This window comes from Halopseudomonas xinjiangensis, assembly GCF_900104945.1.
Classification (GTDB): domain Bacteria; phylum Pseudomonadota; class Gammaproteobacteria; order Pseudomonadales; family Pseudomonadaceae; genus Halopseudomonas; species Halopseudomonas xinjiangensis.
The window spans coordinates 552,299-571,178 of record NZ_LT629736.1 but is presented as its reverse complement, the minus strand read 5'-3'; the positions used below and the strand labels follow the sequence as shown (position 1 = coordinate 571,178).

Genomic DNA, 18,880 nt, shown 5'->3' with positions numbered 1-18,880 from the left:
TTTCCTGCATTGACCGTGCCAACAGCGCCGCCCGTCAGCAAGCCGCACCTAGGATAAAGCGATGAAGGGAAAATGTCTTTGCCTGCGAAACCCGAGCGGCGTTGCGCCGGGCTCGGGTCCGCTTACCAGCGCAGTCAGGCGTAGAAGTCGACAAGCCGCTCGGCGGACACGCGAGCCGCTGCAGCAGTGGTGACGATGCTATCACCGCCGTCCATACCGTTGCCGGCCCGGTCATCGGTACGTCCCGAGCCGCCGCGATTACCGGCGAACTGCTCGCGAGCCGACTGCTGGCCAGCCGACGAATCGCCAACGGATACGTTGACCTGGTTCATACCCTGCTGGGCAAACATCTCGCGCAAGCGGTACATCTGGGATTCCAGCGCCTCGCGTACGGAGGCGTTCTGACTGACGAACTGTACCTGCTGTTCCTGGCCGCGCTGCTGGATATGAATCTCCAGCGGTCCCAGCTCGGCGGGGTCAAGGTGGATCTCCACGCTGCGAAGGTTCTGGCTCGAAGCCCACATGACCTTCTCGACCATGGCCTCACCCCAGCCCTGCTGGCCGAAAGGTACGCCCAGTGCCTGAGGAGGCGCAGCGACCGGTCGGGCAGTGAGGGCAGATTGAGCCGCGGACTGGCTGCCGAGCGTCGGACGCGAAGTGGCATCGATCGAATCGTTATCGGAGCCGGGCGCCTTGCCGCCCGCTTCGAGCTGCTCCGCCAATTTACTGGCGAACGCCACTGACTCGCTGGCTGCCAGCGGTACGGAATTGGCACGCTGGTTCAACTGCGATGCTTCAGCGGCAATCTTCGAACTGCCCTTGCGCTGGTCTTCGCCGATGGTCATGTCGCTGGCGCCATCCGTCGTCGACTCGGCGCCGGCAGCGTTCGCGCTCCCAGCCTGACTCTGGCTGGCGATCAGGCTGCCGGCCAATCCGGCATCGCCTGTCTCTGAAGTCGGCTCGGTCAAGCCGAGCGATACGATGCTATCGCTAATCGGGTCTTCCTGAGCTTCGACGCTTTCAGCATCGACCAACTCGGACTCCGCTTCGGTTTCTTCGGTAGCCGGGTCAACCAGCGTCAACCGCGACTCGCTGAGCCAGCGATACCATTGATCCGACTCGCCTTGCAGCGCCTGTTCTACTGCTAAAGGGTCAACCGGCAGAGCTGCTCCATCGACGCTTTCAAGCGAGGCCAGCTGACCGAGCCAGTCCTGGATCGACTCCGGCAATTGCTTGCCATCGGCGGCAAGTTCCGACCCGCCGTCGGTGATCCCCAACTGATCCAGAACCGCCTGTATTCTGGCAGGGTCCTGGCCGGCCAAAACCGCGGCGAAGTCCGCCACGGCATCGCCCGCAGCCGTAGCAGCAGTGCCAGCGCCGGCCGTAGCTGGGGGCGGGGCAGTGAATAAAGCCATCATGGGTTGGCTAACCGACATCGCAAGCATCTCCGATAACGCGACGGTAGTTCGTCTAATACCGGTAACCAAGCAAGTTCGAGGCCAACTGCGAAGAAGGGTTATATATCGAGCCTGGAACGCATGAGGGGAACGATGCGCGCATGCAGGAGTTCAAGTTCGACCAGCGCGCCTTCCGCCGCGGTAGCATCACGTTCGAGCCCGGCACGCTCAGCTATGCTGCAGGTTCGCTCCAGCGCCAGGGCACCCATGTTGCCGCAGCTTCCGCGGAAGCTGTGAGCGCTCTGACGGAACGCATCCCAGCGTCCGGCAAGCAGTGCTTCTCTCAGGTCGGTCAGCCGCCGGAGGGCATCGTTAAGAAAGGTTTCGACCAGCAGACGATAGTCATCCTGCATCAGCTCACGGAGCGCGTTCTGCACGCTGGGGTCAATATCAGGAAGATCGGTAGTCATCGTGTCCTTGTTTCGTCATTACTCGAGCGCCATGTGCCTCAAGCATGCCGGTCAGTATGCCCAAGGCGCCAAACGAACTCTACCCGCACCCGGCTCCCCTGCTCGCTGAATGTGACACTGTCTGCAAGCGCAGAAATGAGGGCCAGCCCACGCCCCGCATATCCCTCTCCGGAAACGGCTGGCTGCACGCTGAACCCCGGCCCGCTATCCTCCACTTCCAGAATCAGACGACCGCCTGAAGCGTCCGGGCAATGATCCAGACTGACGTTGATCGAGCCTTCGGTGAGTTCGGCAAGCCGCTGGTTGCGTTCCGAGTAGTAGTAGGTGAAACCTTCGGAGTCGCGCTTCCAGCCGGAGTCGAGCCCAAGCAGGCCATGCTCCAACGCGTTGCTGTACAGCTCGCTCAGGACAGTGAACAGAGTGCCGGCGTGCGGGCGCAGACCGGGTACCTCCATGAGCATTTCGAGTAGAAACGGCAAGGGATTGTGCTGGCGGATCGACGCTGCACGAAAGGTGTAAGCCAGCCGCCAATCCTGAGCCGCCTGGTAATGCGCTCGCTCCACCGCCGGAACCGGACGTTGCTCGCTGGGTTCGAGCATGACCATCTCAAGCAGACTGAGGTCATCCTCGGGGCTACCGTGAAATGCTTCGATTGCCGTCAGCAGGCCGTCGAAGGCCTGCTGTGGCGCGCCGCGGAATGACTGCAGGACCTGCATCACCCGATCCTCGCCAAACAGCTCTCCTGACTGACTGCGGCTCTCGATGATGCCATCGGTCCAGCACATCAGACGTTCGCCCGGTGCCATGGGCAGGACAACGGGGCTGGCATCGAAACGATCGGCCTTTGCCACGCCCAGCGGCAGATGGCTCGAGGCGACCTGGTGCAGCATCTCGCCGTTACGACCCAGTATCAGCACCTCCGGAAGCCCGCCGTTCCAGATTTCCACCAGGCCCTTGCCTGGATTGACCTCGACCAGCACGGCACAACAGAAAATGCCAATCGGAAGAATCTGTCCGAGTTTGTGGTTGAGTTCTGCGACGATATCGCGCAGCACGAACCCCCGCGCGCTCATGGCGTAAAAGGCTTCCGCCAGTGGCATCGCACCGATTGCTGCCGACAGACCGTGCCCGGTGAAATCGCCAAGCAACAGATGCATGCCTCCGGAGGGCTTGTAGGCCGCCAGCAGGATGTCGCCGTTGAACATCGCGTAGGCCGACTGCAGATAGCGCAGATTCCCTGCCGACAGGCATCCTGCATGCGCAACGCGATCGAAGATGATCTTGGCCATTTCCTGGTCGCGGATCATCCGCTGGTGCTGGCTGGCAATCAGGTCACGCTGGGTCTGCAACGTCTGATGCATCTCCTGCATGCGCTGGAAGGCCTGGATCTTCGCTTGAAGGATGATCGGATTATAGGGTTTGGTGAGGAAGTCATCGCCGCCGGCTGCCAGGCAGCTGACCAATGCGTCAGTCTCGGTGAGGCTGGTCAGAAAGATGATCGGAATGAGGTCTTCGCCGGCCGACCGCTTGATCTGCCGCGCCGCCTCGAAGCCATCCATGACCGGCATCAACGCATCGAGCAGAACCAGATCGGGACGCTCCGCGACAAAGCGCTCCACGGCCTGCTGACCGTTCTCTGCCGGCAAGACCCGATGCCCGAGGCTTTCCACCAGACGCCCGAGGATCATCCGATCAGTGGGGTTGTCGTCGGCGACCAGTACCGTCAGGCCCGGTGCCGACGCGACAGGCCGCTGCGCCTGTTCGCCCATGTCTACTCGATCGCGAACAGTTGTTCGAAGTTGGATATCGCGAAAACCTTGCGCACGTCGGGGTTGCAATGAATGATCTGAATCATCGCCGAGTCGCCACCCGCGTGGTCTCGCAACAGCAAGAGCATGCCGAGCGCGGAGCTGTCGATGTAATCGGTGTCCTGCAGGTCCACGACATAGCGTTGCGGTGTCAGGCCGCTACGCTCGTACGCCTCACGAAAGTCCTGGTGGGCACCGAAGTCGAAACGCCCGCTTACGCGGATGGTCAAGACCTGACCATCGTTAGACAGGTTGGCCTGAATCGGCATTGAAGACTCCTGAGCTGGCATCGGAAAAGCGCGGTTGTTCATTAGTTTGTAGCACAGCCTGTCGAAGCTGTCAGGAGTTGCTACGACGAGAGTCGAATGCGCGCTGTGACAATTCATCGAGCAATTTCTGCTCCTGACGGTCGGCTCGGGTCCGCGCTTCCTGCTGATAGCGCTCGATCAGCTTGCGCAGCGCCTCGACACGCTGGTAGCGCTGCCGCCATTGCTCGCGCACCTTGTCCAGGCTGGTCTCGTGCCACTTGACGGTCTGCGTCTGCTGCTCAATGGCGGTTTGCATCTGCGCCATGAATCGCTGGTAATTCAGCAGCCAGTCGCGGCCGACACCCTGGCTGCCGCGCTGGGTCCAGCCCTTCTCGTATTCGCTGCAATAAAATTCGAGATCGCGCAGGCGCGTCCTGGCATCCTCGACCTGCTTCTGGCTTTCGCCCAGGCGGGCCGCAGCCTTGCGCTCCTCATCGACGGCCATCTCCACGACTGGCGCAAGGCGGCGGATCCGGCTTTCACTCATTGCTTACCAGCTTTTCAAGCGCGGCCTGGCTATCAGGTAGGGGTACGCTGGTGTGCAGATTCTGGCGCAGAAAGCTCTGCATGGAAGGCATCTTGTGGATGGCTCTGTCCGTGAGCGGGTCGGAGCCGGCCGAGTAGGCCCCAACGCTGATCAGATCGCGGCTTTGCTGGTAGCGTGCGTACATCTGCTTGAACAGCTGCGCCTTTTGCAGATACTCCTGGCTGACGATCTGCGGCATCGCGCGGCTGATCGAAGCTTCAATGTCGATGGCCGGATAATGCCCTTCCTCCGCCAGTCGTCGGGAGAGCACGACGTGGCCGTCAAGAATCGCCCGGGAGGCATCGGCGATCGGATCCTGCTGATCGTCGCCCTCGGACAGGACGGTATAGAACGCAGTGATCGAGCCGCCGCCCTGCTCGGCATTGCCAGCCCGCTCCACCAGTGCCGGCAATTTGGCGAATACCGAAGGCGGATAGCCCTTGGTCGCTGGAGGTTCGCCGATCGCCAAGGCAATTTCGCGCTGCGCCTGGGCGAAGCGGGTCAACGAATCCATGAGCAGCAGCACGTTCTTGCCCTGATCACGGAAGTATTCAGCGATACGCGTGCAATACATGGCGGCACGCAGGCGCATCAGCGGCGCATCGTCTGCGGGCGACGCCACCACCACCGAGCGGGCCATGCCCTTCTCGCCAAGGATCTGCTCGATGAACTCCTTCACCTCGCGCCCACGTTCGCCAACCAGACCGACAATGGTGATATCCGCGTCGGTAAAGCGCGTCATCATGCCGAGCAACATGGACTTACCCACGCCGCTGCCGGCGAACAGGCCCAGGCGCTGGCCGCGGCCCACGGTCAGCAGGCTGTTGATCGCGCAAATACCCACATCCAGCGTGTCCTCGATGGGGTGACGCTTGAGCGGATTGATCACCGGACCGTTCAGGTCGACCCAGTCGTCGGCCTTAAACATGCCCTTGCCATCCAGTGGCCGGCCGATACCGTCCACGACGCGGCCAAGCATGCTGAATCCCATCGGCAGCTTGCCGCCGCCAGCCGACGGCACGACCCGTGCACCGGGCTGCACGCCCTGCAGACTGTCGACCGGCATCAAGTAGATCTTGCTCCCGGCAAAACCCATCACCTCGGCTTCGATCTGGCTCTGGCCCGCCGGCGTTTCACTGATCACCAGACAACGGCTGCCGACCGGCGCCTTGCACCCTTCAGCCTCGAGCGTCAATCCGACCATGCGGATCAGCCGACCCTCGACGACCGGTTCGTCCGCCAGTTTCAGCGCGCCGGGGTAGCGTGAAAGGCGTTTGGCAAAGCTGACGCGCTCCGGCGAAGTCATGGATTGTTCGGGCCGGGCGTTGCCACGAGCGTCATATCAGGCTCGGGCGGGTGAGCGCGCTGCTCCCGGCGCTCCTCGAATAGCTGCTCGATGATCTGCGCCAGCCGCGTCTCAAGCGTGGCATCCACCTGGCTATGTTCGGTTTCGACGCGACAGCCACCGGGCAGTAGCGCGTCGTCCTCGAGCAGGCGCCAGCTTTCCTCGTGCCGCTCTCGCAGCGCCTTCACCGCCTCGAAGTCGGCCGGATTGAGGTAGATGCGGATATTGCCGGCGCCCATCGGCAACGCCTTGAGCGCGCCGCGCAGCACACGGACAATCTGGCTGGAGTCGGTCAGCAGTTCGCGCTGGATGACCTGACGAACCATGGTTTCGACGAGCTTGAGCAACATATCTTCAATCTGCTCGTCCTGCTCGTGCATGGGTTCCATCAGTTGGCTCATCAGGGCTTCGATTTCACCGAGACGAACGTCCAGGCGAGTCTTGGCCTCCTGCTGCCCCTTGATCTGCCCCGAATGGAAACCGTCACGCTCGCCCGCAGCAAAGCCCTCGTTGTACGCTTCCTCGCGGATCTGCTCGAGCTCTTCAACCGTGAACGGCTTGGGTGCTTCTTCCACCTCTTCGGGAAGTTCGATCACCGTCTCGTCCGCAGCGTCCGGCTCCGCTGTTTCCAGCGGCACCTGCAGCGGCTCGGCGTCGAAGCTGGGCAGGTTCCACAAGGCGTAGGCGGTCGGGCTTGCGCCACGGATCAGTTCGCTGTCGGGTTTGTCGGCCATGCGAGAGGACCTCGGTATGATGGGAACAGGCGCCCCGCGTGGGCGGAGCGAATGGGCGCGGGCCTCAGATCATTTCCTCGCCGCCCTTGCCACCGAGGACAATCTCGCCGGCGTCGGCCATGCGCCGCGCGATGGTAAGAATCTCTTTCTGCGCCGCTTCCACTTCGCTGATGCGCACCGGCCCCTTGGCTTCAAGGTCGTCCTGCAGCAGCTCGGAAGCACGCTTGGACATGTTGCGGAAGATCTTGTCCTTGATGGTCTCGTCTGCGCCCTTGAGCGCGACAATGAGCACCTCGGAGGATACTTCGCGCAGCAGTGCCTGAATACCGCGGTCGTCGACATCGGCCAGGTTGTCGAAGACGAACATGAGGTCTTCGATCTTGGTCGAGAGATCCTCGTCGATCTCGCGAATCGCCTCGATCAGCTGCGATTCGGTCGTGGTTTCGAGGAAGTTCATGATATCGGCAGTGCGCTTCACACCGCCCATATTTGCGCGAATGGTGTTCGAGTTGCCGGCAAACTGCTTTTCCAGAATCTCGTTGAGCTCCTTGAGTGCCGACGGCTGTACGGTGTTGAGCGAGGCCACTCGCAGCAGCACGTCGAGGCGCACCTTGTGATCGAAGTAACCGATGACCTCGGCCGCCATGTCCGGGTCGAGGTAGGCCACGACGATCGCCTGGATCTGCGGATGCTCGTAACGAATTACGTCGGCCACCGCGCGTGGCTCCATCCACTTCAGGCTGTCCAGGCCCGAGGTACTGCCGCCGAGCAGAATACGATCGACCAGGTTGCTCGCCTTGTCCTCGCCCAGCGCCTGGGTGAGCATCTTTCGAATGTAATTGTCCGCACCCACGCCCAGGCCGGTCTGTTCACCGACCACCTCGATGAAGTCACCCATGACCTGTTGAACCTGCTCGCGCTGCACGGTGCGCAGGCCTGCCATGGCGCTGCCCACTCGCTGTACTTCCTTCGGCCCCATGTGCTTGAGAAGCGCCGCGGCGTCGGACTCACCCAGACTGAGCAGGAAGATGGCCGCCTTGTCGAGCTTGGAAAGCTTCTGCGGGCGTTTGGCTTCTTCATTCATCGTCGTTGATCCACTCTTTGACTACCTGGGCGACACGGCCTGGGTCTTCTGCCAGAAGACCTTTGATCGCATTTAGTTGCTGTTCATAGCCCGCGCCCGGAGCGGGCAACATCACCGGAGCGCCTACCGGGCCGGATAGACTAACGCGGTCTTCGCGCAGATCGTCGCCGATGCCGCCAATATCGTCGAGCTCCGCCGGGTAGCCCGCGCCGGCCGTCATCGGCTTGCTGCTGGTAGTGAGGTTCTTGAGCACCGGACGCAGCACGCCGAAAACCAGTATCAGGACGAAAAGTATACCGAGGAACTGTTTGGCGATGTCCCAGAACCAGGGTTGCGACCAGAACGGTATCTCCGGCAATTCTTCGGCGACGCTCTGCGCCACGAAGGCACTGTTGATCACACTGACGCTATCGCCGCGGCTGGCATCGTATCCCACAGCATCCTGGACCAGACGGGTCAGGCGGGCGATCTCGGCTTCGCTCAGGGGCACACGGGTGGATTCACCGGTTTCCGCATTCACCTGGACCGGATCGTCGACGACCACAGCGACGGAAAGCCGACGCAACCGGCCCTGCTGCTGGCGGGTGTAGCTGATCTGACGATCGAGCTCGTAATTGCGAGTGCTCTGCTCGCGGACGTCGCGCGGCTGCGGCGCGGCAATCGGTTCACCGGTTTCGGGATCGACGACCTGCTCGGGCACCTGCACCGCGCCAGGCGGCTGATTGGCCAGCGCGCCAGGCACGCCCTGAGGACCCTGCCCGGTCGCACGCTGCTCGCTAAGCACCTGCTCACTGCGTACGGCCGATTCGGGACTGAAGGTTTCGGCGGTCGATTCGATGGCGCTGAAGTCCACGTCCGCGGACACTTCGGCCTTGTAACGGCCAGTGCCCAGCACCGGCTGCAGGATGTTGTGCACGCGGCGGGTATAGGTGTCTTCCAAACGACGGGTATGGTCGAACTGGCGACCGGCGATGGTCAGCTCGCTGAGCTCGGCCTGGTCCGACAGCAGGTTGCCATTCTGATCAACAACGGTCACCTGATCCTTGGACAGCTCCGGCACACTGGTGGCCACGAGATTGACGATCGCCATGACCTGAGCAGGTTCGATGCCGCGACCTGCGTACATTTCCAACAGTACCGAGGCACTTGGCTTGCGGTCGTCACGCACGAACACGGTGGTGCGCGGCATGGCGATGTGAACGCGAGCGCCCTTGATGTTGTTCAGGCTGGAAATGGTCCGCGCCAACTCACCTTCCAGGCCGCGACGATAGCGCGTGGTCTCCATGAACTGGCTCGAGCCGAGCCCCTGTTCACGGTCGAGAATCTCGAAACCGAGGTTGGCGTCACGCTGGGTCACGCCGGCGCTGGCCAGACGCAAACGGGCATCCGCCAGATGCTCGGTACGCACCAGCAGCGCACCGCTATTGGGCTCGACCTTATATTCGATGCGCGCCTGTTGGAGGATATCGACGACCTGCGCAGCGTCGTAATTTTCCATGCTGCCGTACAACGGACGGTAGTCCGGCTGCTGAGACCACAACACCACGGCGAAACCGATCGCCACGCTGGCGGCAAGTCCGATCAGCAGACCGAACTGGCGCAGCAGCGGCAGTTGCGACAGGTTTTCCAGAAAGCTCAGGCCCAGCAGCGGCTTCCGCTCGGTTTCGACAGCCGGCGCGCCGCGAGTGGCTGGGGTGTTGGGGGTGGCTTCCATGATTATCCTCGGTCAAACAAGCGAGCAGTAAGAATGCGGGTCGAATGAGCGCTCAGATCGGCATCTTCATGATGTCTTCGTACGCGGTGATCAACTTGTTGCGGACCTGAGTCGCAGCCTGAAATGCCACGCTGGATTTCTGCGAGGCGATCATCACTTCGGTGAGGTCGATGCCAGGCTCGCCGCGCTCATAACCGGTCTGCAGATCGCTAGTGGTTTTCTGTAGTTCGTTGACGCGATTGACCGCCTGCGAAAGCATGTCGCCGAAAGCCGACTCGTTGACGTTCCTGTCGATCTGGGCAGGCGCCTGCGGCTTGCTCATGGCTTCCATTTGCATGGTGCGCATTTGCAGCATCAGACGATTGAATTCAACACCCTGAGTCATCGCTATCTCCAAGCCGTAGAAAATTTGACGGCAAATTCAGCTTTGCAATGACCAGAGCAAGATTGGTGCCAGATTTGCCGGCTTGCCGAGGGATGATTATCCGGTGCCGAAGTGGTGTCCCGCGTTGCCCATGAACCGGCCGTCGCGAGACGGCATGCGGCCCAGGCAACGCCGGTTTGTTTTCTGTGGGGAGGTGCCTGCTCTGCTGTGAGCGGTACGAGCGCTTAGGCTTCGACAGGGTATCCAGCATCCCGCATCTGCGCGAGTTTGTAGCGCAGCGTGCGCGGGCTGATGCCAAGGCGTTCGGCCGCCTCCTTGCGGCGGCCCTGCTCGGCCCGCAGCACATCCATGATCAATTGATATTCGCGCTGTTTCACACCGGCGCCGAGACTGCCGGAGCGTACCTCCGCTACCTCCGGCACTGCCGCAGCGGCAAGCACTGACGGCTCGGGCGGCGCGACTGTCGGAAAAATGGCGGCACCGGGCGCTGTGCTCAGGCACAGGTCCTGCGCGTGGATCACCCCGCCCTGTTGCAGGATCAACGCACGCTGAACGGCGTTATCCAGTTCGCGAACGTTTCCGGGCCAGGCATGCGCGGTCAGCGCCTGCTGCGCATCAGGAGCCAGCCGCGGCCTGGGCTGGTTCATCTTGCGGCTGTGCTTGTCGAGCAGACGTTCGGCAATCGGCAAAATATCGCCGGTCCGCATACGCAGCGCCTGCCATTGCAACGGAAACACGCCGAGACGATAGTAAAGATCTTCACGGAACCGCCCGGCAGAGACCTCGGCCAGCAGATCGCGGTTGGTGGTAGCAATAACGCGGATGTCCAGCTCGATCAGCTTGCGCCCCCCTACCCGTTCGACCTCTCGCTCCTGCAAGACCCGAAGCAGTTTGGCCTGCAGGCCAAGGGGCATTTCGGAAATCTCGTCGAGCAGTATGGTGCCGCCATTGGCCTGCTCGAACTTGCCCGGCTGCGCGGCTACCGCCCCGGTGAACGCACCCTTTTCATGGCCAAACAGTGTGGCTTCCAGCATGTTGTCCGGAATCGCTGCGCAGTTGATGGCGATGAACGGCTGGGCGGAACGCGCCGAGTGCTGATGAATGTAGCGCGCAAGCACCTCTTTCCCGGTACCCGACTCACCGGAGATCAACACCGTCGATTCGCTGGCAGCGACGCGTGCGGCCAGTTGCAAAAGCTGCTGGCTTGTCGGCTCCACTGCCACCGGCCCCTCCCCCGCAGGCGAGGGCAGGCGGCCCTGGCTGTGCTGGGCAACGAGGTCGAGCAGGGCGCGGGGCTCGAACGGCTTGACCAGATAATCCACGGCACCGTCACGCATCGCCGTCACCGCCTGCTGCACCGTTCCATACGCCGTCATCAGCAACACCGGGATGTGCGGATGATGTTCACGCACCTGCCGCAGCAGCATATGGCCGTCCATGCCAGGCATATTCACGTCACTGACCACTAGCGACACCGGTTCGCGCTGCAGCAATTTGAGCGCGGTTTCGGCATCCGGCGCTTCGATGTGTGCGTGTCCGCCCAGGGAAAGGGTGTCCGACAGGGCTTCACGTAGATCACGATCATCTTCCACCAGCAGGATGCGTGCGAGCTTCACGGTCATGCCTGGGCCTCTCTGAGCGGCAGCAACAGCTCGGCACAGGTGCCCCAATTGGCCTTGCTGCGCATGTAGAACGAGCCGCCGTGCGCGTGCGCCACCGCTTTCACAACGGATACGCCAAGCCCGGTGCCCTGCGCACGGGTGGTGAAGAAAGGCTCACCAATCCGGGACAATTGCGCTGGCGTCATGCCTCGACCGGCATCGACGATGCAGATGCTCAGCTGGCCGCTAATCAGGCGCAGGCTAACCTTGAGGCGGGCATGGCTCCCGCCAGCCTGGATGGCGTTGTCTATCAGATTGGTTATCGCTCCGATGAGCGTCTCGGTATTGCATCGGAGCTTGTACCCGGGTGGGCACCGGTCTTGCCAGATGCAGCGTGCTCCGCCCTGCTCGATCAAAGGCTCGGCCTGCTGCCGGAGCAGCGCGAACCAGTCTCCGACCTTAACGCTGTCATTGATCGGAAGGTCGCCTCTGGCAAAGATCAGCATGTCACGGACCTGTTGCTCGATGCTTTCCAGCCGACCCTTCAGCCTGGCGCTGAAGCGCGTGCGGTTCTCTTCGGCCAGTGTCGGATCAGTGAGATGACTCGCGTAGAGCATGGCAGTGGACAGCGGTGTACGGATCTGATGAGCGAGGGAAGCGACCATGCGGCCCAGGGCAGAAAGCCGTTCGTGCCTCGCTAGCTGACTCTGAAGCGCGCGTGTCTCGGTCAGATCGGTCAACAGGATCAGCTGGCCTGGCTCGCCAACCAGCGAACGCGTAGCCATCGACACGCGGCGACCGCTGCGCAGCGATACCTCGTGATAATCGTCTTCACGGGGGGCAAAGCGGTCACGAATCAGATCCCGCCAGAGCATTCCTTCGAGAGGCTCCCCGAGCAGCTCACGTGCGGCCGGGTTCGCCTCGCGGACGACGCCGCGACCATCCATGACCACGACGCCACCAGGCAGAAGATCGAGAAGATTCTGCAGCCGCCCCGCCAGACGCGCTTTTTCTGCCAGTTCACGGGTACGCTGTTGACTGACATCCGCGAGCTGCGACTTGAGTGAGGCGACCTGCTCTTCGAGCAACGCATAGGAGGCGGAGAGCTGACCGGATACGCGACTGAACTGCTCGTACGCCCGCTCCAGCCGGGCGCGCTCCTGATCATCGGTAGCTTCGCTGGCCTGCGCGAGTTCGCTGGTTGCCTGCGGCAGGTTGTGAGCTGTGACCGACATGAAAAATCCCCTGAAAAAACCTCTTCAGGGGATACTTAGCAAGCGTTGTGCCACGGATCAGCTTTGCTTGTGTTTCAATGGCTTACATTTGAATAGCAAGACGTCTCCGCTTCGCGCGTCAGTCTTCTGACATCTCTACGCCGCGGTTGATACCGTACTTGCGCATCTTTTCCACCAAGGTGGTTCGCCGAATTTGCAAACGCTCTGCAGCGCGTGCGACGACACCGGCCGACTCGTCCAACGCCTGCTGGATCAGCGTCTGTTCCAGCCCGCCAAGATACTCCTTCAGATCCAGACCTTCCGGCGGCAGGAATGCCGGGCTGTTCAGCCCGACCAAACCGTTGAAGGCCTCGCCCCGCTCATCATCATCATCTTCCCGCTGCGAGCGGAGGTCTTCGTGATCATCCTCGACATAGCGAAATTTGCGCGGAAGCTCGTTCACGCCGATCACGCCATGCGGATGCATGATCGCCATCCGCTCGACAAGGTTGGCCAATTCGCGGACGTTGCCGGGCCATTCGTGCTGGCAGAGCGAAAGGATCGCTGATGTGGAAAACCGGATCGAGCCGCGCTTTTCCTTCTCCAGCCGCGTGATCAGCTCGTTGAGCAGCAGCGGCAGGTCCTCGATACGCTCACGCAGAGCAGGCATCTCGATGGGGAACACGTTCAGGCGGTAAAACAGGTCCTCGCGGAAGCTGCCTCGTTCGATCATGTCTTCCAGATTCTTGTGCGTCGCGGCGATGACGCGCACATCTGCGGTCTGCACCTTGTTACTGCCCACCCGCTCGAAGGTGCGCTCCTGCAAAACTCGCAGCAGCTTGACCTGCATCGGCAACGGCATGTCGCCGATTTCGTCGAGGAAGAGCGTGCCGCCCTGGGCCAGCTCGAAGCGACCGGCCCGGGTGGTGATGGCGCCGGTGAACGCACCCTTTTCGTGTCCGAACAACTCACTCTCGAGCAGCTCGGCAGGAATCGCGCCGCAGTTGACCGGTACGAACGGGGCATCCTTGCGACGGGAGTGATAATGCAGATTCCGCGCAACCACTTCCTTGCCGGTCCCCGACTCGCCCAGGATCAGTACGGTGGCTTCGGTATCGGCGACCTGCTGCATCATCATGCGGACAGCCTGTACGCTGCGGCTCGTACCTACGAGGCTGCGGAACAGGTTGGGCTCGCGCTGGCTACCACGGCGGGCGCGTTCGCTATAGATCTCGCGATACACCTGAGCGCGATGCAAGGCATCGATAAGCTGATTGTAGCTAAGCGGCGGCGGCAGGATCGCGAGCAGTCGCTGCCGAACGTGCTCAGGCCAGGCGGAAGGATCGCCCGCATCGCAGGAGATCACCGGCATCGCATCGTCCCACTTGTCCAGCTGGGCCAGCAATCCGGGCAGGCCCATGCTGTGCTCGCAACGGCCTAACAGAACGCACTTTACCGCTTCGGAACCTTCAACCTGTGCCTCAACGGCAGAAGTCCAGGAGTCCGAAGTGGTGATGATGGCGTCTTCGCCGAGGAAATCGAGAATGACCTGAATATTGCGCCGATTTTCCGGGCAATCTTCGATTAACAAGATATGAGAGTTTGGCAGCATAAGCAGTGCGGCGTCCTGTTGACAGACGGGCAGGTCGAACGCGTGATAGCGCAACGCCATTGCCTTTTAATATTTTGTCAAAGGTAGCCAGATTCGGAGCGGGAGTCAAATAGTTGGCGCATGAATTCCTGCCATCCATCCGAAACCGGCTCAGCTGAACATCTGGTAGACCTTGGCGCTTTCCTTGCTGCGCTGAATTCCGTGCAGCTCTTCGGCCAGCTTGCCCTGCACTGCCTGGCACAGCCCGATCACTTCCCGGTAGGTGTCCGACAGCGAGGTCAATGCTTCGGCCAATGCCTGCTCGTCGCGCTCGGGATTCTGCATCGCCCGCCCGACCAGATCGCGGCAGAGTACGTCGAGTTCACCAACCTGTTCCCAATCGCCGGCCTGAACCGCGACGATCAAGGCTCGATGGGTCTGCTCCAACTGCTCAACAGCATGTGCCATGACGCTTTCCTCAGGCCTGGATGGTATCCCAGCCTTCCTTGATTTCACGCAACAGGCCGGCCACTTCGTCGATCATCGCCGGGTCGTTCTTAAGATTCGCCTGGCTGAGCCGTTGAATCATGTACGCGTAGAGATTATCCAGATTGGCGGACAGTTCGCCACCCTTCTGCAGGTCGAGCCCATCGCGCAATCCATTGATGATGCCCACCGCCTTGCCAACCAGCTCGCCTTTCAGCGCAAGGTTGCCGTGCTGCATCGCGCCTTTCGCCTGCGCCAGCCGCTGCAGTCCACCTTCGAACAACATCTGAATCAGGCGATGAGGATTCGCCTCGCTGACCTGGGCATGGACGTTGACAGTCTGATACTGCTTCATTGCGTAGGCGTTCATGGCGCTGTGTCCCTGGGTGTGTTGCACATACCCTATATATCGGCCACCGCGGTAAAACTTGAGGGGAATTATGCAGAAGCGAACAATTGAAAGCTCATGACCGGCGAGACTCAGTGAGAGGGTCGACCCGCCGCGACATCTCCGCAGGACGCCCGGGTTCGGCGTGATCTGATCAGTCCGGTCGCCGCGGGTCGCGCCTCCCATGGCTATGCGCGGTACTCCGCCTTTGTGGGAAGACCGACCCGGCACGACCTTTCCGCCCTCTACCCCTCACTTCGGCTCGATCGCGTCCCAGGCTTCCTTGATTTCTTCCAGCAAACTCTGCACTTCCTCCAGCGAGCGTGGAGTATCGTCCAGCGCCACCCCAGCAAGCTTACGCAGCATGTAGTCGTACAATGCGTCGAGGTTCTGCGAAATTTCGCCGCCCAGCTCCATATCCAGCGAGCCTTGCAACGCACCGATGATGCTGACGGTGCTACCGACGGCCGCGCCTCGACGCTCCGGGTTTCCGGTGGCCTGGGCATGACGCGCCAGCTTCAGACGTTCGATAGCGCCGTTAAGCAATAATTGCACGGCGCGGTATTGCGAGACTTCCTGGCTGATGTTGACTTGTTTGTAGGTGTCGATGGGGCTGGTCATATTTACTTACTCTGTTTTACGACACCAGGGAGGCTACCCAGAACACCCGCGAGATAATCGCTGGTTCCGGACATCTGTCCAATGAGCGTATCCATCCGGTTGAATTGATCGAGCAGACGTGTCTCCAGTTTGCCAACGCGACGCGTTAACGCCTCACGCTGATCATCGACGCTGTCGAGAGTGTTTTGGAGCCCTTTGGTACGACTATCAATGATGCCATCAGACTTGGTATATGGCTCAAGAGTCTTCTCCAGCTTTGCCATCAACCCACCGTCGCCGGTAAGAAAGCTGCTTAGCTGGCCAAAGTTATCAGCGAGGACCTTGTCGAGCTTGGTATCATCAATTTTCAGTGTCCCGTCCCGCTGGGTGCTAATACCCAGATCAGACAGTATCTTGAGTCCCCCCGAACCAACCGGGTTACCCAGATCTCCGCGAATGCCGGTCATGAACGAGCGAACCGACGCGTCGCCTACCAGACCACCGGTGAGTGGCTGCCCGCTATCACCGCCGACAGCGGTGACTTTCGTAAGCGAACCGACCGTGGTCATCAGCTTGTTGTAACCATCCACAAAGCTTTTCAAGGACGTTTTCACTCCGGCGCGGTCCTCGCCCACCGTGAGGCTGATCGTATTGGCGTTGTCGAGCTCTTCTTGGGGCTGTGCACCCTTCAGTGTCAGCGTGACGCCGTCAATCGCATCCGCGACGGCGTTGCTTTTGCTGCTCATCTGAATGCCGTCTATGGCGAACTTGGCATCGGCGGCCTGGGTTATGACCTTCGGCGCAAGCGGATCGGTGGTATCGAAAGCCGGCGGCGGGAAGGCAAGCTTCTGAAGCTCGGCTCCGCCTCTCGACACTGCAACCGAGATATCATTGCCGACTCCAGACTTAGTTGAACTCAGCACAAGCCTGGCGCCACCTGCCCCACTGGGATCGTTCACAATCGTCGCGGACAAGCCTTTTTCCTTGCCAGCCGCGTTTATCGCATCCCGAATTCCGGCGAGGCCGCTCGCCTCGTCGGTCACATTGATCTTGAGCGGAGCATCACCACCGAAGCTGATTTCGAGCTCACCCGCGCCAAGCGACGAGGTAGGATCGGTGAACCCTTGTAGCGCGACCTTGCTCGACTGCGCCAGACTATAAACTTGCACGCTGTAACTTCCCGCAACCGCCTTAGTGTCCGCGGAAACCGTGAAAATATCCGTCTTACCAGACGTAGCCGTGCGCTTCTCGAACAGCGATGCGCTATTCAAGTCTTTGACCGTTTTCTGGAAATCAGAGAGCGCGCTACGAAACTGCCCGAGCGCAGAAAATTTGGTTGTCGTCGCCTTTTCAAGACGATTGAGCTGAGCGGTTTTCGGCGCTGCTTCAGCGTTGACCAGGGCGGCTACCATGCCCTGAATATCAAGCCCCGAACCGATACCTGTAATAGCCATATTTGTGTCCTTCCGACCAAAAGTTGACGGATTGTGAATCCGCACAGCGTCTCCCGGTCATCAGGCAAGTTACGTGCCAGCTTAACCGGCCAGGAAGCCTACGCTTCCGCCTCGAACAACACGCTACGTATCTGTGAGAGATTTTCGGCCAGGCGAAGGGCCTCTTCCGAAGGAATTTGTCTGATCACGTCCCCGCTGGATCGCTCGGTCACGTTGATGACCACGCGTCCGCTGGAGTCGTCGATCTGAAAATCGATATTGCGACTGACGGATTGCACAAAATCCTGGATGTCGGTCACTGCGGTATCCAGTGCGTTTCTGTTCACTTCCGCGGACTGCTGAACAGCATCAGGTGACTGCGTAGCAATAGGCGCGATCGACGAGTTGATCATCGCCGCATCGGCTTGCCGCGATATTGGACGGCTGCTGAGGCCCGCCTCGACCGATACCGCGCTTACGCTGGTACGGCTGAGTTGCAACGGTTTGGGTGTGCCCATTTCCATGGTACTAACCTCGCATAGGAAAAAGCGGAGAGAAGGTCACCCCTCTCTCCGCACTGTTACCACTTCCCGACTTAGCCCAGGAGGCTAAGGACAGCCTGCGGCAACTGGTTCGCCTGGGACAGCATTGCAGTACCAGCCTGTTGCATGATCTGGTTCTTGGTCAGCTTGGCCGATTCAGCAGCGTAATCGGTGTCCTTGATCGCGCTACGAGCAGAAGACGCGTTCTCCGAGATGTTCTGCAGGTTGCTGATGGTCGACTCAAAGCGGTTCTGTACCGAGCCGAGGCTTGCACGCTGCGAATCGATCGACTTCATCGCTTCGTCGATGATATATACCGCTTCCTGGGCACCTTTGGCACTAGTAATGTCAATGTCTTTCACGCTGTTGCCAGTAGTAACCTTCGAGAAGGTTTGATCAGTGGCACTGCTTGCGGCAGTCTCCGCGGCGGTAGCAGTAGCGCCCGTGGCAAAGGTCATCGACAGTTCATCGGCAGCAGTACCCATCTTACGGTCGGTGATCAATTCGATAGCGCCGCTGTCGTTGACAAATGCACCGACACCAATGTTCGCATCGTTGATCGTGCTAGCCAAAAGCTGGGTTTGCTCAGTAGCAGTGGCGCCGGACGCGTACTCTGCGCTGATTTTGAAAACCCGGTCGGTGCCGTCTGCGCTGCCCGAGGCGACCGTAAACTCTACTGCCACCACACCAGAGGCAGTAGCCGCACCTTGTTGAGCGATCGTACCGCTGCTGATCGAATCGCTCTTCAGCTCCTTAGTGCTTACTTCATTTAGTTTAACGCTGATCGCTTCGTTAGCCGCGCTACCTACCTGGAACGTTTCTGTACCAAAACTTCCATCAAACAACTTTTTGCCACCGAACGCAGTGGTGTTAGAAATGCGGTCCAGCTCTTTCTTCAGCTCGGCGACTTCGGAGTTAAGAGCTTTCCGCTCGCCTTCGCCGTTTGAGCCGTTGGCCGACTGGAGGGACAGGTCACGCATACGCTGCAGGATATTGGTAGATTCCTGAAGAGCGCCTTCCGCGGTTTGCGCAATGGAGATGCCGTCGTTGGCGTTCTTGGTCGCTACCCCCAGACCGTTGATCTGGCTGGTCAGACGATTGGAGATCTGCAGGCCGGCCGCATCGTCCTTGGCGCTGTTGATCTGCGAACCGGAAGACAGACGCTGCAAGGAAGTCTGCAGATTTGAAGAAGAGGCACCCAGGTTACGCTGGGCGTTCAGTGAAGCTACGTTCGTGTTTACTGTAAGGGCCATG

At 60.6% G+C, this 18,880-nt stretch carries 19 protein-coding genes; all 19 read right to left on the bottom strand.

Translation table 11 applies throughout. The annotated features are described in order from the left end of the window. Positions 1–134: 134 nt before the first annotated feature. The 19 genes from BLT85_RS02615 to BLT85_RS02525 all read right to left on the bottom strand — a co-directional run bounded on the left by BLT85_RS02615 (position 135) and on the right by BLT85_RS02525 (position 18,879). Positions 135–1,436, bottom strand: a complete 1,302-nt coding sequence (locus BLT85_RS02615) for a flagellar hook-length control protein FliK (RefSeq protein ID WP_157718101.1) — start codon at positions 1,434–1,436, stop codon at positions 135–137. An 80-nt stretch (positions 1,437–1,516) separates the two neighbouring features. Next, complete coding sequence (locus BLT85_RS02610; RefSeq protein ID WP_093391685.1) at positions 1,517–1,867, bottom strand: Hpt domain-containing protein; 351 nt, start codon at positions 1,865–1,867, stop codon at positions 1,517–1,519. Between the two features lie 38 nt (positions 1,868–1,905). Further along, on the bottom strand, positions 1,906–3,636 hold the full coding sequence (locus tag BLT85_RS02605) for a fused response regulator/phosphatase (RefSeq protein ID WP_093391684.1): 1,731 nt from the start codon (positions 3,634–3,636) through the stop codon (positions 1,906–1,908). 2 nt (positions 3,637–3,638) lie between these two features. After that, entirely contained in the window at positions 3,639–3,944 is a 306-nt protein-coding gene (locus BLT85_RS02600) for an STAS domain-containing protein (protein WP_093391683.1), read from the bottom strand. Positions 3,945–4,014: 70 nt separating this feature from the next. After that, positions 4,015–4,470, bottom strand: a complete 456-nt coding sequence (fliJ, locus tag BLT85_RS02595; RefSeq protein WP_093391682.1) for a flagellar export protein FliJ — start codon at positions 4,468–4,470, stop codon at positions 4,015–4,017. Continuing rightward, on the bottom strand, positions 4,463–5,815 hold the full coding sequence (gene fliI / locus BLT85_RS02590) for a flagellar protein export ATPase FliI (protein WP_093391681.1): 1,353 nt from the start codon (positions 5,813–5,815) through the stop codon (positions 4,463–4,465). Before fliI ends, fliJ begins: the two co-directional genes overlap by 8 nt. Then, the gene (gene fliH / locus BLT85_RS02585; RefSeq protein WP_093391680.1) at positions 5,812–6,588 is read right to left on the bottom strand and encodes a flagellar assembly protein FliH; all 777 of its coding nucleotides are present in this window, start codon (positions 6,586–6,588) and stop codon (positions 5,812–5,814) included. Before fliH ends, fliI begins: the two co-directional genes overlap by 4 nt. A 64-nt stretch (positions 6,589–6,652) precedes the next feature. Next, on the bottom strand, positions 6,653–7,672 hold the full coding sequence (fliG, locus tag BLT85_RS02580; RefSeq protein WP_093391679.1) for a flagellar motor switch protein FliG: 1,020 nt from the start codon (positions 7,670–7,672) through the stop codon (positions 6,653–6,655). Then, the gene (fliF, locus tag BLT85_RS02575; RefSeq protein WP_093391678.1) at positions 7,665–9,386 is read right to left on the bottom strand and encodes a flagellar basal-body MS-ring/collar protein FliF; all 1,722 of its coding nucleotides are present in this window, start codon (positions 9,384–9,386) and stop codon (positions 7,665–7,667) included. Before fliF ends, fliG begins: the two co-directional genes overlap by 8 nt. A gap of 52 nt (positions 9,387–9,438) precedes the next feature. Further along, on the bottom strand, positions 9,439–9,771 hold the full coding sequence (gene fliE, locus BLT85_RS02570; RefSeq protein WP_093391677.1) for a flagellar hook-basal body complex protein FliE: 333 nt from the start codon (positions 9,769–9,771) through the stop codon (positions 9,439–9,441). Positions 9,772–9,995: 224 nt separating this feature from the next. Continuing rightward, positions 9,996–11,393, bottom strand: coding sequence for a sigma-54-dependent transcriptional regulator (locus BLT85_RS02565; protein WP_093391676.1), 1,398 nt, complete (start codon positions 11,391–11,393; stop codon positions 9,996–9,998). Beyond that, positions 11,390–12,607 (bottom strand): sensor histidine kinase, encoded by a 1,218-nt coding sequence (locus BLT85_RS02560; protein ID WP_093391675.1) that lies wholly within the window; start codon positions 12,605–12,607, stop codon positions 11,390–11,392. The genes BLT85_RS02565 and BLT85_RS02560 overlap by 4 nt, the downstream gene beginning before the upstream one ends. 118 nt (positions 12,608–12,725) lie before the next feature. Continuing rightward, complete coding sequence (locus tag BLT85_RS02555) at positions 12,726–14,198, bottom strand: sigma-54 dependent transcriptional regulator (RefSeq protein WP_093397312.1); 1,473 nt, start codon at positions 14,196–14,198, stop codon at positions 12,726–12,728. 150 nt (positions 14,199–14,348) lie between these two features. Then, positions 14,349–14,645: a flagellar protein FliT gene (locus BLT85_RS02550; protein WP_093391674.1), complete on the bottom strand. Its 297-nt coding sequence runs from the start codon at positions 14,643–14,645 to the stop codon at positions 14,349–14,351. Positions 14,646–14,655: 10 nt separating this feature from the next. Further along, positions 14,656–15,033: a flagellar export chaperone FliS gene (fliS, locus tag BLT85_RS02545; RefSeq protein ID WP_093391673.1), complete on the bottom strand. Its 378-nt coding sequence runs from the start codon at positions 15,031–15,033 to the stop codon at positions 14,656–14,658. A 270-nt stretch (positions 15,034–15,303) separates the two neighbouring features. Continuing rightward, positions 15,304–15,672: a flagellar export chaperone FliS gene (gene fliS, locus BLT85_RS02540; RefSeq protein WP_093391672.1), complete on the bottom strand. Its 369-nt coding sequence runs from the start codon at positions 15,670–15,672 to the stop codon at positions 15,304–15,306. A gap of 2 nt (positions 15,673–15,674) precedes the next feature. Then, entirely contained in the window at positions 15,675–17,105 is a 1,431-nt protein-coding gene (fliD, locus tag BLT85_RS02535) for a flagellar filament capping protein FliD (protein WP_093391671.1), read from the bottom strand. 98 nt (positions 17,106–17,203) lie between these two features. After that, entirely contained in the window at positions 17,204–17,608 is a 405-nt protein-coding gene (locus BLT85_RS02530) for a flagellar protein FlaG (protein WP_093391670.1), read from the bottom strand. Positions 17,609–17,679: 71 nt separating this feature from the next. After that, positions 17,680–18,879, bottom strand: coding sequence for a flagellin (locus tag BLT85_RS02525; RefSeq protein ID WP_093391669.1), 1,200 nt, complete (start codon positions 18,877–18,879; stop codon positions 17,680–17,682). Between the last annotated feature and the right edge of the window lies 1 nt (position 18,880).